Source organism: Actinacidiphila bryophytorum (assembly GCF_016916835.1).
Classification (GTDB): Bacteria; Actinomycetota; Actinomycetes; order Streptomycetales; family Streptomycetaceae; genus Actinacidiphila; species Actinacidiphila bryophytorum.
This window is the reverse complement of the sequence record NZ_JAFFIX010000011.1, coordinates 201244-227302: the sequence shown is the minus strand read 5'-3', so window position 1 is coordinate 227302 and position 26059 is coordinate 201244. Positions and strand designations below refer to the sequence as shown.

Genomic DNA, 26059 nt, shown 5'->3' with positions numbered 1-26059 from the left:
TCAGTCCTCCTGGTGCGATGCCGCCCGGTCGCGGGCGTGGTCCTGGAGTTTGCTCAGCCCGCGTTCGATGAAGAGCGGGACGACGGTGCCGATGCGGTCGAACCCCGGGCCGAGGGTCTGGCCGAGGGTCCAGCGGTAGTGGATGCCTTCGAGGATCACGGCGATCTTGAAGTAGGCGAAGGCGGTGTACCAGTCGACGGCGGAGACGTCGCGGCCGGACCTGGCGGCGTACCGCTGGACGATCTCACCGGCGCGGGGGTGGCCGGGGGCGCCGCCCGCGGTGGGGACGGGGAAGCCGGGGATGTCGTGCTGCTCGCCGTACATGACGAGCAGTCCGATGTCGGTGAGGGGGTCGCCGAGGGTGGACATCTCCCAGTCCAGGACGGCGGTGAGCCGGTCGCCGCCGTCGAAGAGCACGTTGTCGAGCCGGTAGTCGCCGTGCACGACGGTCGGCGCGGGGGAGTGCGGCAGCGCCCTGCCGAGGCCCGCGTGGAGTTCGTCGATGCCGGGCAGGTCGCGGCTGCGCGAGGCGTCGAGCTGCTTGCCCCAGCGCCGCAGCTGCCGGTCGAGGAAGCCTTCGGGGCGCCCGAAGTCGGCGAGTCCGACGCTGCCGGGGTCCACGGCGTGCAGGTCGACCAGGGTGTCGACCAGGGTGAGCGCGATCGCCCTGGTCCGCTCGGGTCCGAGGGCGACCAGTTCGTCCTCGCCGCGGTAGGGGGTGCCCTCGACGAAGTCCATGACGTAGAAGGGGGCTCCGATGACCTCGGGGTCCTCGCACAGCAGCACGGTGCCCGGCACCGGGACGGGGGTGGGGGCCAGTGCGCTGATCACCCGGTGCTCGCGGCCCATGTCGTGGGCGGTGGCGAGCACATGGCCGAGCGGCGGGCGGCGCACCACCCAGGTGGAGCTGCCGTCGGTGACCCGGTAGGTGAGGTTGGAGCGCCCGCCCTGGATCAGCGCGGCCTGCAGTTCGCCGGTCACGAGTCCGGGGCGCCGCCGGTCGAGATGGCGGCGGAGCCGGTCCAGGTCCAGGCCCCGGGGACTGTCGGATTCACTCATGCGTGAATCGTACCGACTGGTCGGTATGTCGTCCAGTTCCCCGCCTGTGCCTGCCGTCCGCGTTGACGGGTAAGGGGTTTCACGCCTACGCTCCGGTCTTATGGGTGAACGTGATTCATATATGCAGACAGCGGACCCGGCGGGTCCATCCGACGCGTTCACGGTCGCCGAGGTGCGGCTGACCCCCATCCTCATCGCCGACCCGCCGCTGCTCAACACCCAGGGCGTCCACCAGCCCTACACCCCCCGGCTCATCATCGAGGTCGTCACCGCCGACGGTACGTCCGGGGTGGGCGAGACGTACGGCGACACCCGTTATCTGGACCTCGCCGCACCCCTGGCCGAGGCGCTGCCCGGCCACCGGGTCACCGATCTGAACGGGCTGTTCACCCTCGCGGAAGCGGTGTGCGGCGACCCCGCCGAGGTGTCGGACTCCGTCGACGTCGGCGGGCTGCGCGGGGTGCAGACCGCCGACAAGCTGCGTCTTTCGGTGATCTCCGGCTTCGAGGTCGCCTGCCTCGACGCGCTCGGCAAGCAGCTCGGCCTGCCCGTGCACGCGCTGCTCGGCGGCAAGGTCCGCGACGCCGTGGACTACAGCGCCTACCTCTTCTACCGGCTCGCCGAGCACCCCCAGGGCCAGGGCGAGGCCGACGACTGGGGCGCCGCCCTCGACCCGGCAGGTGTGGTCGCCCAGGCCCGCCGCTTCGCCGACCGCTACGGCTTCGGCTCCTTCAAGCTCAAGGGCGGCGTCTTCCCGCCCGAGCAGGAGATCGCCGCCGTCCGCGCACTGGCCGAGGCCTTCCCCGGCAAGCCGCTGCGGCTCGACCCCAACGGCGCCTGGTCGGTGGAGACCTCGCTGCGGGTCGCGGAGGAGCTGGGCGAGGTGCTGGAGTACCTGGAGGACCCGGCCAGCGGCACCGGGCGGATGGCGGACGTCTCGGCGGGCACGGATGTGCCGCTGGCCACCAACATGTGCGTGACGACCTTCCAGGAGATCAAGGAGGCCTTCGCGCGCGACGCCGTCCAGGTGGTGCTGTCCGACCACCACTACTGGGGCGGCCTGCGCAACACCCAGCAGCTGGCCGCGATCTGCCGCACCTTCGGCGTCGGCCTGTCGATGCACTCCAACACCCACCTGGGCATCAGCCTGGCCGCCATGACGCATGTCGCCGCCACCGTGCCCAACCTGGACTACGCCTGCGACTCGCACTACCCCTGGCAGACCGAGGACGTCATCACCGAGCGCCATGTCTTCACCGGCGGCGCGCTGGCCGTCAGCGACCTGCCCGGGCTCGGCGTGGAGCTGGACCGGGACGCGCTCAAGGCGCTGCACCAGCGCTGGCTGGACGACGACGGCACGATGCGGGACCGCGACGACGCCGCCGCGATGCGCAAGGCCGACCCCGAATGGCGCACCCCGGCCGTACCGCGCTGGTGACCCCGGGCACACAGGGGCGGCGGGCCGCAACGGCCCGCCGCCCCTTGCGCATGTGCGGACGCGTCACATCACCAGCGACAGCAGCATCACGAACCCGAGCGTGACCACCGAGATGACCGTTTCCATCACCGACCACGTCTTGAGGGTCTGCGGGACGTCCATCCCGAAGTACTCCTTCACCAGCCAGAAGCCGGCGTCGTTGACGTGCGAGAAGAACAGCGACCCGGCGCCGACCGACAGCACCAGCAGCGCGGTGTGGGTGGACGACATGCCCTCGGCCAGCGGTGCCACCAGGCCGGCCGCCGAGATGATCGCCACCGTCGCGGAGCCGGTCGCGACCCGGATCAGCACCGCGATCAGCCAGGCGAGGAAGAGGGCGGAGATGTGCCAGTCCTTGGACCAGTCCAGGATCATCTGGCCGACGCCGCAGTCGATCAGTGTCTGCTTGAAGCCGCCGCCCGCGCCGACGATCAGCAGGATGCCGGCGATCGGGCCGAGCGAGGAGTCCACCGTCGAGGAGATCCTGTCCTTGCTGAAGCCGGCGGCCCGGCCGAGGGTGAACATCGCCACCACCACGGCGGCCAGCAGCGCGATCAGCGGGGTGCCGATGACGTCGAAGACCCGGTAGGCCAGGCTGCTCTGGTCGTCGACGATGACGTCGGCCAGCGCCTTGGCCAGCATCAGCACCACGGGCAGCAGCATCGTGCACACCGTGGCGGCGAAGCTCGGCCGCCGATCGAGGTCGTCGGAGGCGCGGGCCGGCGTCAGGCGCTCCGGCGGCACCACGTCCACCCAGCCGGCCGCGACCCTGCCGAACAGCGGCCCCGCGATGGCCAGGGTGGGCAGCGCGACCAGCACGCCGAGCGCGAGGGTGGTGCCCATGTCCGCGTGGATCGCGCTGATCGCGGCCAGCGGCCCGGGGTGCGGCGGCACCAGGCCGTGCATCACCGACAGGCCGGCCAGTGCCGGGATGCCGATCCTGATCAGCGACTGGCCGCTGCGCCGGGCGACCAGCAGCACCACGGGGATCAGGATGACGATGCCGATCTCGAAGAAGAGCGGCAGCCCGACCAGGCCCGCGATCAGGGCCATGGCCCACGGCAGCCGCTTCTCGCTGGTCCTCGCCAGGATCGTGTCGACGATCTGGTCGGCGCCGCCGGAGTCGGCGAGCAGCTTGCCGAGGATCGCGCCGAGCGCGATCAGCGTGCCGACGCTGGCCACCGTGTTACCGAGCCCGGTGGAGTAGCTGGTGACGGTCTTGGCCAGCGGGGCGCCCGCCACACTGCCGAGCACTCCGGAGCCGATGGTCAGGGCGAGGAAGGCGTGCACCTTCCAGCGGGTGATGAGCAGCACGATGACGGCGATGCCGGCGAGCGCGGCCAGGGCGAGCCGGGTGTTGCCGGCGTCGGCTATCTGCGGGGGCGTGGCGGCGGCCAGCAGCTCGACGCTGAGTGCGGACACGGGTACTCCAAGGGGGGGACGGGGATACGGGGTTACGGAGGCGGCAGGGCGCGGCCCGGCCGGGTCAGCGGGGGACGGCGGCCAGGGCGCGTTCGGTGATCTGCTGCGGGCCGCCGTCGATCGTGACGACGGCGCCGGCCTCGTCGGGGGCCAGCGGTTCGAGCGCGGCGAACTGCGAGTCGAGCAGCCCGGGCGGCATGAAGTGCTGCATCCTGGCGGCCAGCCGGGCGGCGATCAGCTCGGGGGAGCCGTCGAGGTGGAGGAAGAAGACCGGGGTCGTACCGGCGCGCAGCCGGTCGCGGTAGCGGCGGCGCAGCGCCGAGCAGCTGACGACGCCGCCCAGGTCGCCGCGCCCGGTGATCCACTCGGCTATGGCGTCCAGCCAGGGCGCCCGGTCGGCGTCGTCCAGCGGGTGGCCGGCCGACATCTTGGCGATGTTGGCCGCCGGGTGGAAGTCGTCGGCCTCCGCGTAGGGCACACCGAGCCGTTCGGCCAGCAGGCCGCCGACCGTCGACTTGCCGGACCCGGACACTCCCATGACCACGATCACCGGCCGCGGTGCGGGTCCAGCCGTCATTGCGTGTGCCTCCACGTCATCCGTACGTATGTGCCGCGTGCCGCTTCCTGCGGTGCGTGTGGCGACCACTGAACACCTTAAGTACTACTTATTCAAGTGCCTGTGACGTAAAAGTCATATGACTGTGCCGACGCTTAGGCTGTCGTCATGTCACAGCAGGAATCCCGGCGGGACGGGCAGGACGAAGGCGGCGGCCTGCACTCCCGGGTCCTGGCCGAACTCGGCCCGGCCATCGCCTCGGGCGGGTATCCGCCCGGCACGGTGCTGCGCATCGACGAACTGGAGGCCCGCTACGGGGTCTCCCGCACCGTCGTGCGCGAGGCCGTCAGGGTGCTCGAAGCGATGCACCTGGTGGAGACCAGGCGCCGCGTCGGCATCACGGTGCGCCGCACCGAGGAGTGGAACGTCTTCGACCCGGCCGTCATCCGGTGGCGGCTCGCCGGCGCCGACCGCTCCCGCCAGCTGCGCTCGCTCACCATGCTGCGCACCGCCGTCGAGCCGGTCGCCGCCGGGCTGGCCGCGGCGGCCGCCTCACCCGGCCAGTGCCGCGAACTGACCGTGCTGGCAGCCGAGATGGCCGCCGCGGCCCGGGCCGCGGACCTGGACGCCTACCTCGTCCACGACATCGCCTTCCACCGGGTGGTCCTGGAGGCCTCGGGCAACGAGATGTTCGCCCGGCTCGGCGATGTCGTCGCCGAGGTGCTGACCGGGCGCACCGAGCACCATGTGATGTTCACCGCCCCCGACCCGCCCGCGGTCACCCTGCACGTGAAGGTCGCAGAAGCGGTACGCGCCAGGGACGCGCGGGCCGCGGAGGACCTGATGCGCGAGGTCTGCGTGGGCGCCCTGCGCGAACTGGACATCCTGGCGCCCTGACCGGCGGCCCGGGGGCTCGGCGCACCCGGGCCGAGCACTGCTCAGCGCACCCGGGCCGGGCCGGTCACCACACCACCGCGGCGCCGAAGACCGCGAGGGCCAGCATGCACACCACCACCGCCAGCGCGGAGGCGGCGGGCAGCAGGCCAGGGCGGGGCGCGTCGAGCTGGAGTATCCGGCGGTGGGCGAGCCAGAGGAAGACCAGGAAGACCAGCGCGGCCAGGCTCGCCGCCAGGGCCGCGGACGCGCCGCCGGTGTGCAGCACCTGGCGTCCCGCCAGGACCGCGGTGACCGCGCAGGACAGCGTCGTGCGCCGCCAGGCCAGCCGGGTGCGCTCCGGCTGGAGCCCGGGGTCCCGGTCGGTCTCGACCGGGTGGCGTACGGCGCTCATCCGGCCCAGCCGACGAGCACCACCGCGACCATGGCGACCGCGATCACCGCGACCAGCAGCGCGAGGACCGCGGGGAAGCGGGAGACCGGCAGGTCCGCGCCGCGCCGCATGGCGCGCTCGCACCGCACCCAGTGGTTGACCGCCCGCAGGGTGCAGGCCACACCCCCGGCCAGCAGGGCGAGCGCCAGCGTCACCCGCGCCCAGTGCGTCAGGTGGTCGGTGAGGAACTGGTCGACGGCGAAGCCGCCGCCGATCAGGGCCAGCGCGGTGCGGATCCACGCCAGGAAGGTCCGCTCGTTGGCGAGCGAGAACCGGTAGTCCGGTGTCTCGCCCTCGCCCTGGACCCGGCTCGGCGTGAACCACAGCCGCACCGCGTCCCGGCCGGCGCCCAGCTGGTCGAATACGCTCACCCGTCCACGCTATGCGCTGCCGTACGCCCCCACCCGCGGGGCACCGCCCGGCCTCACTTGCGGCGCTGCATCGCCGCGTAGACCAGCACCACCACGGCGACGGCCAGCACCACCGACACCACGACCACCGCCGTGTGGCCGCCGGAGGAGCCCTCGTGGCGCGGGGCGATGTCGGCGAGCAGGACGTCGGTGCGGAACGCTTTCACGCGGTGCCTCCTGTGGTGGCCCGGGGACCCGTCCCCAGGACGAGCATGAGCAGGACGGGGAATTCCAGGTAGGCGTGGTAGCTGGCGAGCGCGGCATAGACCGAGGTGCCCTGGTCGTAGTCGCTGACGAACAGCGCGGCAAGCGCCGCGCCCGCACCCAGGCCCAGTGCCCACGCCCTGCGGGCGTTCAGCACCGGCACCCGGCGCTCGAAGGCCGCGGTCGCGTCGGGGGCGTAACGCGGCATGAACCACACCCACACCAGGTAGTGCATGAGCGCCATGAAGGCGAAGACGGTCACGAAGCGCTGGTCGGTGCCGCCGTGCTGCCAGGCCGGCGGGGTGTAGGAGACCGACAGCCTGGCGGTCCACGCGGAGCCGGAGCCCATCACTCCGTCGAGGGCGCCGGACAGGATCAGCGCCGGGATCACCAGCACCCAGCCGACCTGGACCGCGCGGAAGGCCCGGCGTCCGCGCCGCATCTGCTGCGACCACTCCCACAGGAAGAGCAGCGGCACCACGTTGTGCAGATGGGTGAGCACCACGAAGTGGTAGTCGGGAAAGCTCAGCGACGCCGCGGCCGCCGCCACGATCACGGCGCAGGACGCGGCCAGGACCGCGGGGCGCTGCCGCAGCGCGTGGACGCAGGCGGCGGCCAGCAGGCCGTACGCGAGCAGGATCTCGCCGTCCCTGGTGGCGGTGCCGGCGGGCAGCACACGGCACAGCACGATGCCGCTGATCAGCGCGGCCAGCAGGCGCAGGAAGGGGCCGTGCAGCACCTGCTCGAAACGCCCTGCCATATACCGCAGTTCGAGCACGTTGTGCAGGATCCCGAGGGCCGCAAGACCCACCACCGCGGTGCCCGCGGGCATCCGCAGCGACAGCGCGAGCACCACCGCGGTGCACAGCAGGAAGCCCGCCACCGGGCCGTTGCCCACCCTGCCGATCCCCAGCGGGCGCCCGCCGAGGGCGCCCCCCACATCCGAACCGACCGCACTGGCCATGGCTTCCCTCCCCGTGACACGATCCCGCCGTGCCCTACCCCGCGGCCCTCGCCCTCACCGTCGTGACCGAGGTGCCCGTCTACGCAGCGGCGCTCCGCCTCACCTGCGCCACGGCGCCGGGCCGTACCGCGCCGGCCGCCGCCATGGTCAACTGTGTGACGCACCCGCTGCTGTGGTGGTTCCTGCGCCAGGTGCACGGCGGCGGCTACTGGGCCGCCTTCGCCGCCGCCGAGTCCGCGGTGGTGCTGGCCGAGGGCCTTCTGATGTCCCGTGCGCTGCGGCTGCGCGGCCCGCTGCCCTATGCTGCCTCCGCAGCCGCCAACGCGGTGTCCGTCCTGGCGGGCTTCCTGCTCCTGGCCTGAGCCGCCCTCAGGCCTGCCCCGCCGACCACGCCAGCAGCCGGCGGTAGGCCTCAAGGCCGTCGGGCACCCACTCCCACTCGGTGAGGCGCAGCGCCAGCTCCTCCTCGGTCAGGAAGCCGTACCAGTCGACCTCCGACGGCTGCGGCGACACCGGCAGATGGCAGCGCACCTGGTAGACGGCCGACCACCAGGTGTGCGGCCCTTCCTCGTACAGGAAGCGGAAAAGCGGCTCGGGCCGCGGCAGCCCGCTGACCCCCAGCTCCTCCTCGGCCTCGCGCAGCGCGGCCTCGTCGTAGGACTCGCCGGCGCCCAGCACACCGCCGACGAAGACGTCGTGGAGCGAGGGGAAGACCAGTTTGTGCGCGGTGCGCCGGTGCACGAAGATGCGGCCCGCGCCGTCCCGCACCAGGACGAAGGCCGCCCGGTGCCGCAGCCCGCGGGCGTACGCCTCCGCCCGCCGCACCTGCCCGACGACCCGGTCCTGCTCGTCGACGACGTCGATGATCTCGTCCGCGGACAGCTGCGCCGCCGCATCGCCCTCGCTCATGCCCCGATTCAACCACCCCGCCCGCAACCGCGGTGTGCGCGGTCTTGCGTACCGTCAACCGCGCCAAGGATGATCGTCCGCATCGGCGGCCCGGTACCGGAGTGACGGGAGAGACGGTTGACCGTACGGCGGGAACCCCTGCGGATCGCGAACTGCTCCGGCTACTACGGCGACCGGCTCTCGGCCGCCAAGGAGATGGTCGAGGGCGGCCCGATCGACGTGCTGACCGGCGACTACCTCGCGGAACTGACGATGCTGCTGCTGTGGAAGGCCAGGCAGCGCGACCCGGACACCGGCTACGCGCTGTCCTTCCTGGCCCAGATGCGCGACGTCCTGGGCACCTGCCTGGAGCGCGGCATCAAGGTCGTGGTCAACGCCGGCGGCCTCAACCCGGCGGGCCTGGCCGGGAAACTGCGCGACCTGGCCGCGGCGGCCGGCCTGCACCCCGCCGTCGCCCATGTCGAGGGCGACGACCTGCTCGCGCGGCTGCCCGAACTCCAGGCCCGCGGCCACGACTTCGCCCACCTGGCCACCGGCCGCCCGCTGGCCGGCTCCGGCGTGCAGGTGCTCACCGCCAACGCCTACCTCGGCGGCTGGGGCATCACCGAGGCCCTGCGGGCCGGCGCCGACGTCGTGGTGTGCGGAAGGACCACCGACGCCGCACTGGTCGTCGGCCCCGCCGCCTGGGCGCACGACTGGGCGCTCGACGACTGGGACGCGCTGGCCGGTGCGGTCACCGCGGGCCACATCATCGAGTGCGGCACCCAGGCCACCGGCGGCAACTACTCCTTCTTCACCGAGATCCCCGACCCCGTCCACCCCGGCTTCCCCATCGCCGAGGTCGCCGCCGACGGCTCAAGCGTCATCACCAAGCACCCCGGCACCGGCGGCGCGGTCACCGTCGGCACCGTCACCGCCCAGCTGCTCTACGAGATCGGCCGGCCGCGCTACCTCAACGCCGACGTCGTCGCCCGCTTCGACACCGTACGGCTCGCCCAGCAGGGACCCGACCGGGTCGCCGTCGGCCGGGTCATCGGCGAACCCGCGCCCGCCGACCTCAAGGTGTGCATCAACCACCAGGGCGGTTACCGGAACACCGCCACCTTCGTGCTGACAGGCCTCGACCTGGACGCCAAGGCCGACTTCGCCGAAGCCACCCTGCGCGACGCCACCGGAGGCCCGGCCGGCTTCGCCGCCTACGACCTGCGGCGCGAGCACGGCGGCGGCTGCGACCGGCTGACCCTCACGGTCAAGGACCCCGACCCCGAGGTGGCAGGCCGCCGCTTCTTCACCGCTGTCGCCGGCTCCGCGCTGGCCGGCTACCCGGGCCTGTACCTGGAGCACGCCACCGCACGGGCCACCGAATACGGCGTGTACTGGCCCGCGCTGGTCCCCGCCCACGAGGTCCGCGCGGTCACCGTACTGGCCGACGGCACCCGGCTGCCCGTGCCGTGCCCGCCCACCGCGCACCCCGGCTCGCCCGCCGCCCTGCCCGCGCCGCCCGGCGACGAGGCCGTGCCGCCCGAGCCGCAGCCGCCGGTCGCCGCCGTCCCCGGCAGCGGCCCGCGGCGCACCGGCAGGCCCGAGCCGTACGATCCCGGGCGGGCCAGGACGGTCCGGCTGCCGCTGGGCACCCTGCTGGGCGCCCGCTCGGGCGACAAGGGCGGCGACGCCAACGTCGGGGTGTGGGCACGCGACGACAGGACCTACCTGTGGCTGCGCGACTACCTCGACGTACCGCGGCTGCGGGCACTGCTCCCGGAGAGCGCGGAACTCCCCGTCAGCCGCTACGAGATGCCCAACCTGCGGGCCGTCAACTTCGTGGTGCACGGCCTGCTCGGCGACGGCGTCGCGGCGTCCACCAGTGCCGACCCGCAGGCCAAGGCGCTCGGCGAACGGCTGCGCGGCTGCCTGGCCGACATCCCCGAACATCTCCTGGACCTGCCGCTCGGCCCGTACGCCTCGCTGCCCGACGAGTGAGGTCCCGGCACCGCCCGGCGAGTGACGCCGCCGGGCCGGGCTGCCGCGCGCCGGGGCGGGGCCGGGGCATGATCGGGGCATGAGCAATCTCGATGTGAAGCCGTCCGCCACCGTCTGCGGTGGCCGCCAGGACGTGTCCGCCGCCCCGGTCCGTGAACTGCTCACCGCCCGCACCGTCCAGCTCGGCGAGAGCACCCAGGTGCGGCGGCTGCTGCCGAACCTGGGCCGGCGGATGGTCGGCGCCTGGTGCTTCGTCGACCACTACGGCCCCGACGACATCGCCGACGAGCCCGGCATGCAGGTCCCGCCGCACCCGCACACCGGCCTGCAGACGGTCAGCTGGCTGCACGAGGGCGAGGTGCTGCACCGCGACAGCCTGGGCAGCAAGCAGACCGTACGGCCCCGTGAACTGGGCCTGATGACCTCGGGCCGCGGCATCTCGCACTCCGAGGAGTCGCCCCGCGACCACGCCCGCTACCTGCACGGCGCCCAGCTGTGGGTCGCCCTGCCCGACACCCACCGCGACGTCCCGCCGGCCTTCGAGCACCACGCGGAACTGCCCACCGTCACCGGCGGCGGCGGGCTGCACGCCCGGGTCGTCCTGGGCGAACTCGACGGCGCGGTCTCCCCCGGCACCGCCTACACCCCGATCGCGGGCGCCGACCTGACGCTGGCCGAGGGCACCCACGCCCGACTGCCGCTGCAGCCCGACTTCGAGTACGCGGTCCTGGCCATGTCCGGTGAGGCGGAGGCCGACGGGGTGCGGCTGTCACCGGGCTCCATGCTCTACCTGGGCTGCGGACGCACGGAACTGCCGCTGCGCGCGGACGTGGACAGCTCGGTGATGCTGCTGGGCGGCGAGCCGTTCGCCGAACGCATCGTCATGTGGTGGAACTTCGTGGCCCGTTCAGGGGACGAGATCACCCGGGCGCGTACCGAGTGGGAGGCCGCGGCGGACCGCTTCGGCGAGGTCCACGGCTACGCGGGTCCGCGCCTGCTCGCCCCCGAGCTGCCCCCGACCCCGCTCAAGCCGCGCGGGCGGGAGCGCTGACCCGGCCGGCCCACGGCGCTGTGGGGGGCGGCGCGAGCGCCCGGGGGTGGCGCCCCCCGGGCGGCCCGATACCGCACCGGCGGTTCAGGTCAGCTCGGCGAGTCCGCCGCCTCCGGCGGCGTCGGTGATGGCTCGGATGCAGCGCCAGCCCTTGCGGCGGGCCTGCTCGATGCCCGTGGGGCAGCAGGGCAGGATGCGCGGGTTGCCGACAATGGTCAGTAATCGGCCCCCGCTGCACGGCTCGGAGTACACGAAGCACTGCGAGGGGTCGGCTCCGGTGCCCAGGATGGCCTCGACGACGGCCAGGGTCTTCGCTGTGCCGGGGCATATGCACGGGGGTCGCTCGGCGTCGGCGATGTGGTGGGAGATGGCGAGGTCCATGTCGAGTGGTACGGGCTGGTGGAGCCGGGTGATGGCGACGAGGAAGTCTCCCTGGGTGCGGTGGTGGTCGATGGCGGTGTGCAGGAGTTCCTGCGCGTCCAATGAGAGTGCGGAATGATCCAGATCGAAGAACACCATTCGTTTGGCAGAGTTCACTGAATGCAGCTCCCCCGTTGCGTCCGTCAGTTCATAGTGTTCGGGTCCCGATGTCGACCGCTCCGACGAAGGTACCAATTATGCGCTTCGCAGTGTTCCCTGGAATTGTATATTCCGCTTTAGTTTGTGTGAAAATTGACGTCGCGTGGGACGGGTGAGGCGCCGTACTACCGCAGTTGGGGACGCTGTGCAGGCCAGCCATCACACGGGGTGCGTACCTGACAACTTCACAGAATCGCAAGTGCCCATCCCATATGTCGGACCACTGGGCAACAATAGGTAATTGCGGTCGCGGTGGTGCGGTATGCACCGTCCTGGCGTTGATATTTGTGTTTGTGTGCGTGATGTCGAGGATCGCCGAAAAGGCGTTGGTTGGGCGCGGTCCGCTGGCGGAATTCGGACACCGGTGCCGGGGTCGTGGCCGCGGGTGATTCCCGCCGGTCGCGGGGGTCGGGCGGTGCCGCTACTTACAGGGGTACCGGCGGTGAACTGACTGCCGGGAGCCTGTGATTGGCCTGTGCAACTCCGCAGGCCCGCGCCCGTTTCCGGCGGCGGGGCCGGTGCGCGGCCGCGGTCCACCCCCCAGGACCGTGGTTGACAGGAATTGACAGAGGACGTTACATCGCATTCGACAACGCAGCGACGAAGGGGGCGTCATGGTGCGGGATGTGCAGGAGACCGTCGGCATCATCCTTGCCGGCGGGCGGGGCGAACGGGCCAAACCGATCACCTTGGAGTCCGCAGACCACATCCGCAGCAAGGCGCTGATCCCGCTGGCGGGCCGGCGCCTGATCGAATGGGTCGTGGACGCGTGCCGCGAGCAGGGCATCCGCCGCTTCTTCGTGGTCGCCCAGGGGTTGGAGAACCGCGGGCAGATCAAGGCGGTACTGGGCCACGGCGAGCGGCACGGCGTCGAAGTGCGCTACTCCAGGCCCCGGTTCGACCGCTACAACGTCGGCTCGGGCGCCGCGACACTGCACAACGTCGAGCAGTGGGACCTGCAGGGCAACGCCCTGGTCCTGCCCGTCGACTCGCTCTTCGACTTCTCCCTGCAGGAGATGCTCGACTCCCACCGGGAGCGCCGCGCGCTGGTCACGGTGGCCGCCGTGACGCGCGAACCGGAGGAGATCGCCGGGAAGTACGGCGTCATGGTCACCGGGTCCGACGGATGGGTGACCAGCTTCGAGGAGAAGCCCGACCTGGCGCGCATGCGGGAGATCTTCCCCGAGTCCGCGCGCACCGCGGTCCCCGGGCTGCCGACCAACGCCGGCATGTACCTCATCGACTGCGGTCGGCTGCGTGCGGTCGCCCGCCGCCCGCCGCTGCTGCGGCTGGCCCACCAGCGGCTCGACTGGGGCGGCGACCTGCTGCCCTGGCTGGTCAGGCACGGTGCGCCGGTGACCTTCCACTCGATCAGGTCGCTCGGCGACCTGGGCAACGTCCAGGACTACCTGGACACCCTCACCGACGTGCTGGCCGGCCGCTACCCGCAGATCAGCCGGATGCTGGGCGAACCCACCAGCGAGCGGCCGCGCTACTGGATCCACGAGAGCAGCCTGCGCACGACCGACGACCTGACCGGCACCACCCTCGCGCAGAAGATCGCCGAGGGCAGCGTGCACATCGGCGAAGGGGTGCGGATCGGACGGCACGTCACCATCGGCGAGGGCGTGAGCCTGGCCTACTGCGACATCGGTGACGGTGCGGACCTGCGGGAGGGCGCCCGGTTGGAGCGCACCTTCTGCGGTGACGCGGCCATGATCGGGCCGTGCGCCTGGGCCACCGACGCGTACATCGGGCCGATGGCCGAGGTCCAGTCCGAGGCGGGCCTGACGACCCGGCTGAACCGCTACACCGCGGTCGGCGACGGCGCCCGGCTCTCGGCCGGCAGCCGGCTGGAGGGCGTCAGGGTCTACCCCCGGCTCGCCGTCCCCTCGCTCGACCACGTGCCGGTCGGCACCGAACTCACCAGCTCCAACGACGTTCTGCGCTGGGTCTCCTGACATGTGGACACCCGCAGCCGGAACGCCGGTCCCGGCGCGTACGACACCACCCATGACACGTACGACGCCCCTTACGGATACCGAGGAGGAAGACGTGACGAACACCGTCGCGGTCATCGGCGGCACCGGCAGGACCGGCCGATTAGTGGTCCAGCGCCTGGTGCAGCAGCACAACGTGGTGCGCGCGGTCGGCCGCCGCGCCGGGCCGGTGCGCCCGGTCGCCGAGGGCGCCAGCTTCCACCGGGCCGACGTGCGCGACCCCGCGACGCTGGGCTCGGTGCTCTCCGACGTCGACGCGGTCGTCTACTGCGTGGAGCCCGGCACCGACGACAAGGGCCCCGACAGCCCGCGCGCGACCATGCACGACGGCCTGCTCAACGTCCTGGCCGCGGCGGGGCGGCGGCCCCGGGTGGTGCTGGTGAGCCAGATCCAGGTCACCCACCGCGGGCACCCGCTGGACGCCTTCGGTGGCCTGCTGTCGTGGCGGCTGGCCGGCGAGGAGGTGCTGCGCAGCTCCGGCCTGCCCTACACCGTGGTCCGCCCCGGCTGGCTGACCGACGAGACCGAGGGGGCGCCCGGCGTCCAGCTGCGGCAGGGCGACCGCGCCGCCGGCAGCCTGACCCGCGCCAACCTCGCCGAGATCTGCGTGCAGGCGCTGCGCAGCAAGAACGCGCCCGGCACCACCTTCGAGGCGTTCGACAGCCCCTATCCCTCCCCGGCCACGTGGGAGCAGACCTTCGGGGCGCTCGACCCCGACCGGGTGGCCGTCGCCTGACCCACCGGGAGATCCCTCCCTCGCCCCGCCGCCAGACCGCTCCTCCCTCTGCCTGCTCCATCCGTGTCGGCCCAGAGAGATGACAACCACATGACGACGAGCGACTTCAACGCACAGGCCGCCATAGGCGCAGACGGGGCAGTGACACCCGGCCATCCCCAGCCGCTGGGCGCCACCGTGACCGCGGAGGGCGTGAACTTCTCGCTCTTCTCGGAGCTGGCGACCCGGGTCGACCTGCTGCTGTTCGACAGCCATGACGCCGCCCAGCCCAGCCGGGTGATCACCATGGACGCCGAGCACCACCGCAGCTTCCACTTCTGGCACTGCCATGTGGCGGGCGCCCGCCCGGGCCAGGTCTACGCCTACCGGGTGGACGGCCCGAACGACGCCCGGGAGGTGGGAACCCGGTTCAACCCGCGCAAGGTGCTGCTCGACCCGTACGCGCGCGCCAACATCAACTCGCTGTGGGAGCGGACCTCGGCCCTGGGGCCCGAGGACAACTGCGCCCACTCGATGCGCAGCATGGTGGTGGACACCGCGTCGTACGACTGGGAGGGCGACCAGCCGCTGCGCACCCCGCAGGCGGACACGATCATCTACGAGATGCACGTGGGCGGCCTGACCGCGTCGCCGACCTCGAAGGTGGCCTCGCCCGGCACCTTCTCCGGGGTGGTGGAGAAGATCCCCTACCTGCAGGATCTGGGGATCACCGCGGTCGAGCTGCTGCCGGTGTTCGACTTCGACGAGCGCCAGGTGCTGCGGATCGGCCCGGACGGGCTGCCGCTGCGCAACTACTGGGGCTACGACCCCTTCGGCTTCTTCGCGCCGCACACCGGCTACTGCTCCGACCCGCACAACTTCACGCACATCACCGAGTTCCGCGACATGGTCAAGGCGCTGCACAAGGCCGGGATCGAGGTCATCCTCGACGTGGTCTTCAACCACACCAGCGAGGGCAACGAGCACGGCCCGACGATCAGCTTCCGCGGCCAGGCCAACGAGGTCTTCTACCATCTGTGGCCGGGCGACCGGCGGCAGTACATGGACTTCACCGGCTGCGGCAACGCCGTCAACGCCAACCACCCGGCGGTGGCGAAGTTCATCATCGAGTGCCTGGAGTACTGGGTCACCGAGCACCACGTGGACGGCTTCCGCTTCGACCTGGCCTCCGAGCTGTCCCGGGGCGCCGAGGGCTACGAGATGGACGTGCCCCCGGTGCTGTGGGGCATCGAGCTGTCCAGCATCCTGGCCGAGACGAAGATCATCGCCGAGCCGTGGGACGGCGGCGGCCTCTACCAGGTCGGCCGCTTCCCCGGCCGGCGCTGGTCGCAGTGGAACGGCCCCTTCCGCGACGAGATGCGGCGCTTCGTGCGCGGGGACCGCGGGCTGGTCGGCACCGTGGCCACCCGCATCGGCGGCTCGCACGACCTCTTCCACCGCACCGGCGAACTCGCCACCAACAGCATCAACTTCATCACCTGCCACGACGGCTTCTCGATGAACGACCTGGTGAGCTACAACCACCGGCACAACGAGGCCAACGGCGAGGCCAACACCGACGGCGCCGCGGAGAACTACAGCTGGAACTGCGGCGTCGAGGGGCCGAGCGAGGACCCCGTCGTCGAGGCGCTGCGGATCCGGCAGATCAAGAACCTCACCGCGCTGCTGCTGCTCAGCCGCGGGGTGCCGATGCTGCTGGCCGGCGACGAGTTCCGCAACACCCAGTTCGGCAACAACAACGCGTACTGCCAGGACAGCCCGGTCTCGTGGCTGGACTGGGAGCAGGCGGCCAAGGAGACCGAGATCCACGGCTTCTTCAAGGCGATGATCGAGTTCCGCAAGCGGCATCCGGCGCTGCGCAACCCGCAGTTCTTCTCCGAGCGCCGCAACGAACGCGGCCTGCCCGACGTGACCTGGCACGGCGTGTGCCTGGAGCGGCCCGGGTGGGACGACAGCGAGGCGCGCGTCCTTTCGTACACCCTCGCGGGGTTCGGCGACGCGCAGGACCTGCACGTGATCCTCAACATGTACGACCAGGCACTGGACTTCGAGCTGCCGCAGGTGCCCGGGCACCGGTGGGCGCGGGCGGTGGACACCGCCGGCGCGGGCGGGCAGGAGTACGCGCCGCCCGGCAGTGAGCCGTTGGTTCCCGAGTACACCTACCACGCGCAAGGCCGCAGCGTCGTCGTGCTGATCGCGCTGCCCGAACAGGAGGTCACCCCTCGATGAACGACCGTGACTCCCGGCGGACATACTCCGACACCATCGCCGGATACATCACCCGCTACGAGCCCGCCCACGAGCGGTTCGGGCTGCGGACCTCGGACGGACGACTGTTCACCGTGCACCTGGGGGACTCGCTCAGCTCCCAGGTCGTACGCAACCTCGGCGACCCTCCGCGCGACACCAGCGGCCAGAGCCGCGACATGCTCACCGAGGGGCGCTACGTCTTCGTGTACGGCATCCTCTACCAGTTCGAGGGCGGTGAGCGGATCGAGGCCCGCTCGCTGATCTTCCCCGAGGAGCGCCGCGGCCGGTACGTCTTCGAGCACCCCGACTGGTGGGTGCAGCAGGCCGGCGAGATCGCCGACTTCTACCTGCGCGGCCACTTCCCCGACGGGGTCTACGACTGGCGCAACTTCCGCACCAGGCTGACCCTGCACGGCACGCACGTCGCCGAGACCGCGGGCCAGGACGTGCGCCAGGAGACCGACACGATCTCCCGGCTGGTCTACGGCCTGGCGACCGCGTACATGCTCACCGGCCAGGAGCGCTTCCTCGAAGCGGCCGAGTCCGGCACCGAGTACCTGCGCGAGCACATGCGGGTCGACGACCAGCGCGAAGGCATCGTGTACTGGTACCACGGCATCGACATCACCCCGTCGGGGCAGCGCAAGGTCTACGCCTCGGAGTTCGGCGACGACTTCGACGCGATCCCGATGTACGAGCAGATCTACGCGCTGGCCGGCCCGACGCAGACGTACCGCATCACCGGCGACCCGCGCATCATGTCGGACATCGACCGCAGTGTCGCGCTCTTCCAGCGCTACTACCGCGACGACCGGCTCGGCGGCTTCTTCTCGCACCTGGACCCGATCACCTTCGACCCGCGGTCGGACTCGCTCGGCCCCAACAGGTCGCGCAAGAACTGGAACTCCGTCGGCGACCACGCCCCGGCCTACCTGATCAACGCCTACCTGGCCACCGGGCGGCGGGACTTCGCCGAACTGCTGGAGGAGACGGCGGACTCGATCACCGCGCACTTCCCCGACGAACCCGACAGCCCCTTCGTCCAGGAGCGCTTCCACGAGGACTGGGCGCCGGACCGCACCTGGGGCTGGCAGCAGGACCGGGCCGTCGTCGGCCACAACCTGAAGATCGCCTGGAACCTCACCCGGATCAACAGCCTGGTCAGCAAGCCCGAGTACGCCCGGCTCGCCGCGCGCATCGCGGAGATCATGCCGGCCGCGGGCGGCGACCAGGACCGCGGCGGCTGGTACGACGTGGTCGAGCGGCGTCCCGACCCCGAGACCGGCGGCCACCGGCTGGTCTGGCACGACCGCAAGGCGTGGTGGCAGCAGGAGCAGGGCATCCTCGCCTATCTCATTCTCGCCGGCGTCACCCGCGACCCCGAGTACCGGCGGCTGGCGCGGGAGTCCGCGGCCTTCTACAACGCCTTCTTCCTGGACCACGACGACGGCGCCGTCTACTTCAACGTCCTCGCGAACGGCATCCCGTACCTGGTCGGCACCGAGCGGCTCAAGGGCAGCCACGCGATGGCGGGCTACCACTCGCTCGAACTGTGCTACCTGGCAGCGACGTACACCACGCTGCTGGTCAACTCCTCGCCGCTGACGCTGCACTTCAAGCCGCAGCCCGGCGCCTTCGCCGACCGCGTCCTGCGGGTCGCCCCCGACCTGCTGCCGGCCGGCTCGGTGGAGATCGCGCGGGTCTGGATCGACGACGAGGCCTACGAGGACTTCGACCCCAAGCAGCTGACGGTGCAACTGCCCGACAGCGACCGGGCGCTGCGGGTGCGGGTCGAACTGGAGCCGGCGCAGATGCCGCTGCGGATCTCGACCAGCACAGCGGACACCACCCTCAGCGTGCGGGTCGAGGGCGTCATCGACGACGAGAACCTGGAGAAGTTCCGCTCCAACCTGGCGACGGCACTGGCCTCGCACCCGCGGCGGGTCGAGTTCGACCTGTGCAAGGTCACCGAGATATGCCAGCCCGCCATCAACGAACTGCTCTTCCAGCGCGCCAAGGCGGGCCTGGACGTCGACTTCGTGATCATCGGCAACTCGCTGCCCGAGGTCACGGCGGCCCTGGTCGCCACCGACGCCTTCGTGCTCGACAACTCCCACACCTGCCGCTGACCGGCACCGGCACGCTCCACCGCGCGACCTGACCGCACCGGACGATCGGCCGCACCCGGACGACCCCGGCAACCGCGTTGCACGGAAGGGAACCCCATGACCGACGCTCTCCACTCCACGGCACCGCTCGACGGGTCCTCGGCGGACCCGTCGGGCGCCACCGCCGACCGCCGCGGGCGCAACGTCGCGGGGTCGTCCGGCCTGGTCATCTTCGGCGTCACCGGTGACCTGTCCCGCAAGAAACTGCTGCCCGCCGTCTACGACCTGGCCAACCGCGGCCTGCTCCCGCCGGACTTCGCGCTGGTCGGCTTCGGCCGCCGCGACTGGAAGGACGCGGACTTCGCCCAGGTCGCCTACGAGGCGGTCAAGAGCCACGCCCGCACACCGCTGCGCGACGAGGTGTGGCAGCGGCTCGCCGACTGCTGCCGCTTCGTGCAGGGCGACTTCGACGACGACGACGCCTTCGTCCGGCTCCGCGAGACCGTCGAGGAGCTGGGCAGGAAGCAGGGCACCGGCGGCGACTTCGCCTTCTACCTGTCGGTGCCGCCCCGCGCCTTCCCGCAGGTGCTGCGCCAGCTCAAGGCGCACGCACTGGCCGACCCGCCGCCCGGAGCATGGCGGCGTGCCGTCATCGAGAAGCCGTTCGGCCACGACCTGGCCGGCGCGCAGGACCTGGGCCGGATCGTGCACGAGGTCTTCCCGCCCAACGAGGTCTTCAGGATCGACCACTACCTGGGCAAGGAGACCGTCCAGAACATCCTGGCGCTGCGCTTCGCCAACACCATGTTCGAACCCCTGTGGAACCGCTCCTACGTCGACCACGTGCAGATCACGATGGCCGAGGACATCGGCATCGGCGGCCGGGCCGGCTACTACGACGGCATCGGCGCGGCCCGCGACGTCATCCAGAACCACCTGCTGCAACTGCTCGCGCTGACCGCGATGGAGGAGCCCGACTCCTTCCACCCCGACGCGCTCAGCGCCGAGAAGCTCAAGGTGCTCTCGGCCGTGACCCTGCCCGCCGACCTCGGCCGGCACACCGTGCGCGGGCAGTACACGCACGCCTGGCAGCGCGGCCAGGAGGTGCCGGGCTACCTGGAGGAGGACGGTATCGACCCCGCCTCGCGCACCGACACCTACGCTGCGGTCAAGCTGGAGATCAACAACCGCCGCTGGGCCGGTGTGCCGTTCTACCTGCGCACCGGCAAGCGGCTCGGCCGCCGGGTCACCGAGATCGCGGTGATCTTCAAGCCCGCGCCCTTCCTGCCCTTCGAGTCCTCCGCGACCAGCGAGCTGGGGCAGAACGCCCTGGTGATCCGGGTCCAGCCGGACGAGGGCGTCACGGTGCGGTTCGGCTCCAAGGTGCCGGGCAACTCGCTGGAGGTCCGCGACGTCGCCATGGACTTCGACTACCGCGACTCCTTCACCGAGGCCAGCCCGGAGGCGTACGAGCGGCTCATCCTCGACGTGCTGCTCGGCGACGCGAACCTCTTCCCGCGGCACCAGGAGGTCGAGCAGTCCTGGCGCATCCTCGACCCCGTCGAGCGCTTCTGGGACAGCCACGGCAAGCCCGCGCAGTACCCGGCGGGGTCCTGGGGGCCGGCCGAGGCCGACGAGATGCTCGCACGGGACGGCAGGAGCTGGCGGCGGCCATGACGACACCACACACGGCCGCCCACGCGGCCCGCACAGCCCATGCCCACCGGATCCCCCAGGAGACCGACGCCGCCGTGGTCGGCGGTGGCCCGGCCGGCCTGTCGGCGGCGATCTGCCTGGCCCGCTACAACCGCCGGGTGCTGCTGTTCGACACCGGGCGCGGCCGCTCGACCCACCACCAGATCAACCGCAACTACCTGGGCTTCCCCGGCGGGATCGCGACGGTCGACCTCAGGAGCGTCGGCCTGAAGCAGCTCGCCGACTACCCCGAGGCCACCGTCGTGCACCACACCGTGACCCATGTCGACGGCGACGCGCGGACCGGCTTCACCCTGCACAGCCAGGGCGGCTCCTGGCGGGCCAGGACGCTGGTGATCGCCACCGGCACCCTGGACCACTTCCCGCACTTCGAGGGCTGGGAGCCGTACGTCGGCCGGTCGATGTTCTGGTGCATCGCCTGCGACGGCTACGAGAACCGCGGCAAGCGCATCCTGGTCGTCGGCCACACCGACGCGGCGGCCGGCGAGGCGCTGCAGATGCGCAGCCTCAGCCCCCATGTGCAGCTGCTGACCAACAGCCACCACGAGGACTTCAGCCCGCTCTTCCGCGAACGCCTCGCGGCGGCCCGCATCCCGGTGCTGCACGACCAGCTCCGGCAGGCCGAGGGCGCGGACGGGCAGCTGCACGCGGTCACCACCCGCGGCGGCCTGCGGATCGCCCTGGACTCGCTGTTCAGCATCCAGGGCGCCACCCCGGAGACCCGACTCGCGGAACAGCTCGGCGTGGAGCTGGCCGCGACCGGCTACATCGCCGTCGACGTGGAGCAGAAGACCAGCGTGCCCGGCGTCTACGCGGCGGGCGACGTCACGTCGCTGCACTCGCACCAGGTGAGCGCGGCCGTCCACGAGGGCTCGCAGGCCGCCTCGGCCGCCAACTACTTCCTCTATCCGGAAAGCCTCAAAGCCGGCTGAGCGCCGCAGGAGGTACGACATGTCAGGCGGAACGAACGAACGGGTGACACGAAGACCCCGACCGGCCGCCCGGCTCCGGGCAGAGCACGCCGCCTCGTACGTCGAGGGCAAGCGGGTCAGCTGGGTCGAGCTGTTCTACGACCTGGTGCTGGTCTTCGCGATCACCAAGGTGACCCATGAACTCTCCGACGACGTCACATGGTTCGGGCTGCTGGACGCCTGGGTGGTCTTCACCCCGTTCTGGTGGTCCTGGGTGGGCGCCGGCATCCTGTCCAACCTCACCGACCTCGACCATCCGCTGCGCCGGGTGCGGCTGTTCGGGATGATCCTCATCACCTCGATGATGACCATCGCGGTGCCCATGGCGCTGGACGGCGACGGCCTGCTGTTCGCCGTGCTCTACCTGCTGCTGCGGCTGCTGCTGCTGTGGTGGGCGGTCGACGGCTTCGGCGCGCTGCGGCTGAACCCGTTCTCCATCTCGGCGGTCTTCACCGCGCCGATGCTGGTGGCCACCTCGATGCTGTCCACCCCGCACCAGCGGATCGCCTGGACCGCGCTGATGAGCGTGGAGCTGTCCACGACATGGCTGCTGCGCAAGCGGCTGAGCCACATCAGGGTGGACGTCTCGCACCTGCCCGAGCGCTTCGGGCTCGTGGTCATCCTGGCGCTCGGCATGGCGCTCGCGGACTCGGCCGAGAGCATCCCCAACAAGTTCACCACCTGGCACGCGGCGGGCCTGGTGAGCGTCTTCCTGCTGGTGACCGGCATGTGGTGGATCTACTTCGACATCACCCACGGCGCCATCTCGCACCGGCTGAGAACCGAGAACGACCACAGCCGGGTGGTGCGCGAACTGCTCGCCTACGGCCACTACGCGCTGTTCGCCTGCATCTGCGCGGTCGCGGTGGGCATCCGGCTGATCCTCGCCGACCCGCGCAGCCCCGCGGAGCCGGCCAGTGCCGTCCTGCTGTGCGCGGGAACGGGCCTGTACCTGGCCGCCTTCGTGTGGTCCCGCTGGGGGCTGCCGCGATCGCTGTCCTGGATCCGCTTCGCGGGGGCCGCGGCCGTCGTGCCGACCGGATTCCTGCTGCACCGCCAGTCGGGCCTGGCCCTGATGAGCGGGCTGGCGGTCCTGGTGTGCGTGGCCGCGGGCATCGAGTTCGTGATGCTGCGGGCCGAGGACGAGCTGGAGACGCCGCAGGAGGGCGGGCCCGTACTCGAGCCCGCCCCCCTCGACGGATCACGCCTGGGGTAAGGCCACCAGCGCAGCGAGGTAGCTGACGGAGGCGGTGCCCAGCGTGGCGGCCCGGCCGGCGGAGTCATCCGCCGCCGGGCCGCAGCACACCACCCGCTGCAGCGACGACAGGTCGGCGCCCGCCGTCGGTGCGGCGGCGGCCAGTTCGGCCAGCGTCGCCGGGCTCAGCAGCGCCGTCTCGACGCGGTGCCGCTCGATGGCATCGAGCAGCGGCTCGGGGTCGGAGCCGTCCGGCACCACCGTGGTGGCGCCCGACGCCAGGCTGTGGTGCAGCAGCAGTTCGGTCTCGCCGGACTCGGCCCACGGGGCCTCGGCCAGCACCCTTTCGCCCACGGCGAGCGGCAGGCTGTCGGCCAGGACCTCCAGCGCACCGGCGATCTCGGCGTGCGTCAGGCGTACGGTCTGCACGCCGCCGCCCTGGCTCACCCGGCGGGTGATGACCGCGGTGTCGGTGGCGGCGTCGATGGTCACCGCGGGGGCGGGGACGGTCGAGCCGAACAGGTCGACGATCGAGCGGCGCGAGTCGTTCGGGTGGAGCGTGAGGATCTCCTTGAGCGGGGACACGCCCGCGCCCAGGTTGCGCTCCGCGGTGCCCGCGACCGGCAGCAGGCTCTCGGCCGACACCATCAGGTGCACGCTGTTGCGCGCCAGGTGGGCGACGAGTTCGCCGACGGTCGCCTGCGCGCCGATCGGCGCCAGGGCCGCGCCGATCCGGCTGACGGCGTAGAAGACCGGCGCGTACGCCGGGTGGTTGGGGGCGAAGATGCAGACGGCGTCGCCCTGGGCGACCCCGGCCTGCGCGAAGCCGGCCGTCAGCTGGTCGACGGCCATCTGCAGCTCCGCGTAGGGGACTTCACGGCCGGTGCCGCCGTCGATCATGGCGATCACCTCGGCGCGTTCCGCGGTCCTGCCCAGGACGGCGTCCGGCACCGTGGCGAGAGTGCCGTCGGCGGACGAGAAGTGGGATGTCACAGTCGGTCTCCTATGTGAGGGGCGGAGGCGGGCTCCAGCAGGTCTCCCAGCTGGCGCAGGAACTCCTCCCAGCGTTCCTCGAACCGCGGGTCCCGCGGACTGAGGCCGGTCGTCATACGGGTGATCTGGGGGAGCAGTCGGGGGTAGTTGGCCAGGGCGAAACTCAGCAGCCCGAGCAGGTCGGCGTCGAGCCGGCCGGGCAGCGAGCCGCGCCGCTGGCGCTCGCGGATCTCCGCGATCCGGGCGTCGAGCACCCCGGCGCGGTCGCTCTCGTGCGGCACCTTCCGGTCGCCGTAGGCCAGCGCCTCCCGGGCCAGATAGGTGATCCAGGGCGCGTCCTGGTGCGCGACGCGGAAGTTGTGGACCCAGTACGAGCCCAGGCCCTCGGGCGCCTCCTGGTCCTGGTGGCGGCGCTCCCGGGTGACCTTCTCCAGGTCGTCCTGGAACTGCCGGTCGCCGACCCGGCCGCCGGTCATCAGGAACAGCGAGTACGCCACGCCCGCGGTGTGGCTCTGCACAGGACCCAGCAGGGCGTTGCCGGAGCGCGCGCCCTCCTGGCGCGGCAGCCGCGTCACCATGAAGGCCGCTGCCAGCGTCGCGGCGGCGGCCAGCGGCAGCACCTTGGCGAAGGCGGACGCGTAGTCGTGCGGGCTGCTGCCGTTGCCCAGGACCGAGAAGAAGACCAGGCTCTGCACCGCGACACCGGTGGCGTTGCCGACCTGCAGCGTGGTGGTCACGACACCGGCCCCGGCCCCGGCCTGGGCGGGGGACAGGGTGGAGATGATGGTGCCGATCAGCGGGGTCATCCCCAGGCCCTGCCCGAGGCCGGCGAGCAGCAGCGGCGGCGCCAGCTCCCAGCCCGACAGCCCGGTGCCGGCGGCTGCCGCCGTGGCGGCAGTGGCCAGCAGCCCGATGGCCGCCACCGTGTAGCCGAGGGTCAGCACATGCCGTCCCAGCAGCGGCGTCAGCCGGGCCGCGAGCAGCGAGCTGGTCAGGAAGCCGATCGCGTCGGGCGTGTAGACCAGCGCCGCGTGCAGCGGGGTGAAGTGCAGCCCGGTCTGCAGGTAGATCGCCAGCAGGATCATGAACCCGACGTAGGAGAAGGCGAACATCGCCGCGATCGGGACGCCCCGTGCGAAGCCCCGGTTGCGGAAGAGTTCGGCGCGGATCAGCGGGGTCCTGCCGCGCTCCGCCACCCGCCGCTCGTGCCGCATCAGCCAGAAGCCGGCCGGCACGACCGCGGCCAGGCTGACGAACATCCACACCGGCCAGCCCTCGGTGCGCCCCATCAGCAGCGGCACGGTGAACATCGCCAGGGTGACCGCGGACAGCACGGACCCTCCCCAGTCCAGATGGGTGCTGTCCTCCTGCGGTTCGTCGGCCGGCAGCACGAACCAGGTGGCGACGATCGTGACGACCCCGATCGGCAGGTTGACCAGGAAGGTCGGCCGCCAGCCGAGGTCGAGCGGGTTCCAGGCCAGCAGCAGGCCGCCGATGATCTGCCCGGCGATGGCGCCGATGCCGACGACCCCGCCGAAGACCCCCAGCGCCCGGCCGCGCTCCTTGCCGGGGAAGGCGATCTGGATGATCGCCAGGACCTGCGGGTAGAGCATCGCCGCACCGAGCCCCTGCAGGGCGCGGGCACCGATCAGCACATGGACGTCGGGGGCGGCGCCGCACAGCGCGGAGGCGGCGGTGAAGACGCTCAGACCGATGAGGAACATCCGTCTGCGCCCCAGCAGATCGCCGAGGCGGCCGCCGGTCACCAGGCAGCTCGCGTACAGCAGCGTGTAGGCGGTGACGACCAGTTCGACGGCGCCGAAGCTCGCGTGCAGATCCTCCTGTACCGACGGCATGGCGACGTTCACGATGGCCACGTCGAGAATGGCCATGAAGGCGCCCGCCATCACCACGCACAGTGTGATCCAACTGCGTCTGCTACCTCCGGCCTGCGAAGACTCATCGCTCATAACGAGAACTCCCTTGTCCGGACACAGGCCCGCGGCCGGTGATTCTCCGCGGGGTTCGCCCGAGTCTCGGCTGTGCGGGGGAGCAGCGTCCCGAACTTTCCGCAGTGTGCGTCAGGCAACCGCAAGTCGTCGCTTGGGCCGTATCGGCCCCGCTTCACTGATGCCGATGGCGGTCAGCGGCC

23 protein-coding genes are annotated in these 26059 nt (G+C 71.7%); 12 read left to right on the top strand and 11 right to left on the bottom strand.

Annotation, left to right across the window (positions count from 1 at the left end; all coding sequences use genetic code 11):
• Complete coding sequence (locus JT723_RS18690; protein ID WP_205045808.1) at nucleotides 1-1059, bottom strand: phosphotransferase family protein; 1059 nt, start codon at nucleotides 1057-1059, stop codon at nucleotides 1-3.
• Nucleotides 1060-1180: 121 nt separating this feature from the next.
• Between JT723_RS18690 and JT723_RS18685 the strand changes: the two genes are divergently transcribed.
• Nucleotides 1181-2497, top strand: a complete 1317-nt coding sequence (locus JT723_RS18685) for a glucarate dehydratase family protein (RefSeq protein ID WP_205045807.1) — start codon at nucleotides 1181-1183, stop codon at nucleotides 2495-2497.
• A gap of 63 nt (nucleotides 2498-2560) precedes the next feature.
• Here the strand turns inward: JT723_RS18685 and JT723_RS18680 are convergent, their stop codons facing one another.
• Both JT723_RS18680 and JT723_RS18675 read right to left on the bottom strand, forming a co-directional pair.
• Entirely contained in the window at nucleotides 2561-3958 is a 1398-nt protein-coding gene (locus tag JT723_RS18680) for a GntP family permease (RefSeq protein ID WP_205045806.1), read from the bottom strand.
• A gap of 64 nt (nucleotides 3959-4022) precedes the next feature.
• On the bottom strand, nucleotides 4023-4535 hold the full coding sequence (locus tag JT723_RS18675; protein ID WP_205045805.1) for a gluconokinase: 513 nt from the start codon (nucleotides 4533-4535) through the stop codon (nucleotides 4023-4025).
• 147 nt (nucleotides 4536-4682) lie between these two features.
• Here JT723_RS18675 and JT723_RS18670 point away from each other — a divergent pair, with 147 nt between their 5' ends.
• Nucleotides 4683-5411, top strand: coding sequence for a FadR/GntR family transcriptional regulator (locus tag JT723_RS18670; RefSeq protein WP_205045804.1), 729 nt, complete (start codon nucleotides 4683-4685; stop codon nucleotides 5409-5411).
• Between the two features lie 64 nt (nucleotides 5412-5475).
• On the opposite strand, the gene JT723_RS18665 is transcribed toward JT723_RS18670, so the two are convergent.
• The 4 genes from JT723_RS18665 to JT723_RS18650 are packed head-to-tail and all read right to left on the bottom strand — an operon-like array spanning nucleotide 5476 to nucleotide 7419.
• On the bottom strand, nucleotides 5476-5802 hold the full coding sequence (locus JT723_RS18665) for a DUF202 domain-containing protein (protein WP_205045803.1): 327 nt from the start codon (nucleotides 5800-5802) through the stop codon (nucleotides 5476-5478).
• Nucleotides 5799-6212, bottom strand: a complete 414-nt coding sequence (locus JT723_RS18660; RefSeq protein WP_251513817.1) for a YidH family protein — start codon at nucleotides 6210-6212, stop codon at nucleotides 5799-5801. The genes JT723_RS18665 and JT723_RS18660 overlap by 4 nt, the downstream gene beginning before the upstream one ends.
• A 53-nt stretch (nucleotides 6213-6265) precedes the next feature.
• Nucleotides 6266-6418, bottom strand: coding sequence for a hypothetical protein (locus JT723_RS18655; protein ID WP_205045802.1), 153 nt, complete (start codon nucleotides 6416-6418; stop codon nucleotides 6266-6268).
• On the bottom strand, nucleotides 6415-7419 hold the full coding sequence (locus tag JT723_RS18650) for a hypothetical protein (protein ID WP_205045801.1): 1005 nt from the start codon (nucleotides 7417-7419) through the stop codon (nucleotides 6415-6417). Before JT723_RS18650 ends, JT723_RS18655 begins: the two co-directional genes overlap by 4 nt.
• 29 nt (nucleotides 7420-7448) lie before the next feature.
• On the opposite strand from JT723_RS18650, the gene JT723_RS18645 reads away from it, so the two are divergent.
• On the top strand, nucleotides 7449-7781 hold the full coding sequence (locus JT723_RS18645) for a hypothetical protein (protein WP_205045800.1): 333 nt from the start codon (nucleotides 7449-7451) through the stop codon (nucleotides 7779-7781).
• A gap of 7 nt (nucleotides 7782-7788) precedes the next feature.
• Here the strand turns inward: JT723_RS18645 and JT723_RS18640 are convergent, their stop codons facing one another.
• A complete protein-coding gene (locus tag JT723_RS18640) occupies nucleotides 7789-8328 on the bottom strand; it encodes an NUDIX hydrolase (protein WP_205045799.1) in 540 nt (179 codons plus the stop codon).
• Between the two features lie 195 nt (nucleotides 8329-8523).
• Here JT723_RS18640 and JT723_RS18635 point away from each other — a divergent pair, with 195 nt between their 5' ends.
• Together JT723_RS18635 and JT723_RS18630 are read left to right on the top strand one after the other, a co-directional pair.
• Nucleotides 8524-10308: an acyclic terpene utilization AtuA family protein gene (locus JT723_RS18635; protein ID WP_240165838.1), complete on the top strand. Its 1785-nt coding sequence runs from the start codon at nucleotides 8524-8526 to the stop codon at nucleotides 10306-10308.
• A 79-nt stretch (nucleotides 10309-10387) separates the two neighbouring features.
• Nucleotides 10388-11359 carry a pirin family protein gene (locus JT723_RS18630; protein WP_205045797.1) on the top strand — a complete coding sequence of 324 codons (972 nt, stop codon included), beginning with the start codon at nucleotides 10388-10390 and terminating at the stop codon, nucleotides 11357-11359.
• An 84-nt stretch (nucleotides 11360-11443) separates the two neighbouring features.
• Here JT723_RS18630 and JT723_RS18625 read toward each other — a convergent pair whose 3' ends face one another.
• Nucleotides 11444-11896: a hypothetical protein gene (locus tag JT723_RS18625; RefSeq protein WP_205045796.1), complete on the bottom strand. Its 453-nt coding sequence runs from the start codon at nucleotides 11894-11896 to the stop codon at nucleotides 11444-11446.
• A gap of 656 nt (nucleotides 11897-12552) precedes the next feature.
• On the opposite strand from JT723_RS18625, the gene JT723_RS18620 reads away from it, so the two are divergent.
• The 7 genes from JT723_RS18620 (at nucleotide 12553) to JT723_RS18590 (ending at nucleotide 22935) form a co-directional block, all read left to right on the top strand.
• The gene (locus JT723_RS18620; RefSeq protein ID WP_205045795.1) at nucleotides 12553-13899 is read left to right on the top strand and encodes a nucleotidyltransferase family protein; all 1347 of its coding nucleotides are present in this window, start codon (nucleotides 12553-12555) and stop codon (nucleotides 13897-13899) included.
• A 94-nt stretch (nucleotides 13900-13993) separates the two neighbouring features.
• Nucleotides 13994-14674, top strand: a complete 681-nt coding sequence (locus tag JT723_RS18615; protein ID WP_205045794.1) for an NAD(P)H-binding protein — start codon at nucleotides 13994-13996, stop codon at nucleotides 14672-14674.
• A gap of 90 nt (nucleotides 14675-14764) precedes the next feature.
• Nucleotides 14765-16903, top strand: a complete 2139-nt coding sequence (gene glgX / locus JT723_RS18610; protein WP_205045793.1) for a glycogen debranching protein GlgX — start codon at nucleotides 14765-14767, stop codon at nucleotides 16901-16903.
• Nucleotides 16900-19053: an AGE family epimerase/isomerase gene (locus JT723_RS18605; RefSeq protein WP_205045792.1), complete on the top strand. Its 2154-nt coding sequence runs from the start codon at nucleotides 16900-16902 to the stop codon at nucleotides 19051-19053. The genes glgX and JT723_RS18605 overlap by 4 nt, the downstream gene beginning before the upstream one ends.
• 96 nt (nucleotides 19054-19149) lie before the next feature.
• Nucleotides 19150-20709 carry a glucose-6-phosphate dehydrogenase gene (gene zwf, locus JT723_RS18600; protein WP_205045791.1) on the top strand — a complete coding sequence of 520 codons (1560 nt, stop codon included), beginning with the start codon at nucleotides 19150-19152 and terminating at the stop codon, nucleotides 20707-20709.
• Nucleotides 20706-21680 carry an NAD(P)/FAD-dependent oxidoreductase gene (locus JT723_RS18595; protein ID WP_205045790.1) on the top strand — a complete coding sequence of 325 codons (975 nt, stop codon included), beginning with the start codon at nucleotides 20706-20708 and terminating at the stop codon, nucleotides 21678-21680. The genes zwf and JT723_RS18595 overlap by 4 nt, the downstream gene beginning before the upstream one ends.
• 19 nt (nucleotides 21681-21699) lie before the next feature.
• A complete protein-coding gene (locus JT723_RS18590; protein WP_205045789.1) occupies nucleotides 21700-22935 on the top strand; it encodes a low temperature requirement protein A in 1236 nt (411 codons plus the stop codon).
• Here JT723_RS18590 and JT723_RS18585 read toward each other — a convergent pair.
• Nucleotides 22921-23907 (bottom strand): AMP-binding protein, encoded by a 987-nt coding sequence (locus JT723_RS18585; protein ID WP_205045788.1) that lies wholly within the window; start codon nucleotides 23905-23907, stop codon nucleotides 22921-22923. The two genes, JT723_RS18590 and JT723_RS18585, sit on opposite strands and share 15 nt — an antisense overlap.
• A complete protein-coding gene (locus JT723_RS18580) occupies nucleotides 23904-25877 on the bottom strand; it encodes an MFS transporter (RefSeq protein WP_205045787.1) in 1974 nt (657 codons plus the stop codon). Before JT723_RS18580 ends, JT723_RS18585 begins: the two co-directional genes overlap by 4 nt.
• Nucleotides 25878-26059 lie beyond the last annotated feature (182 nt).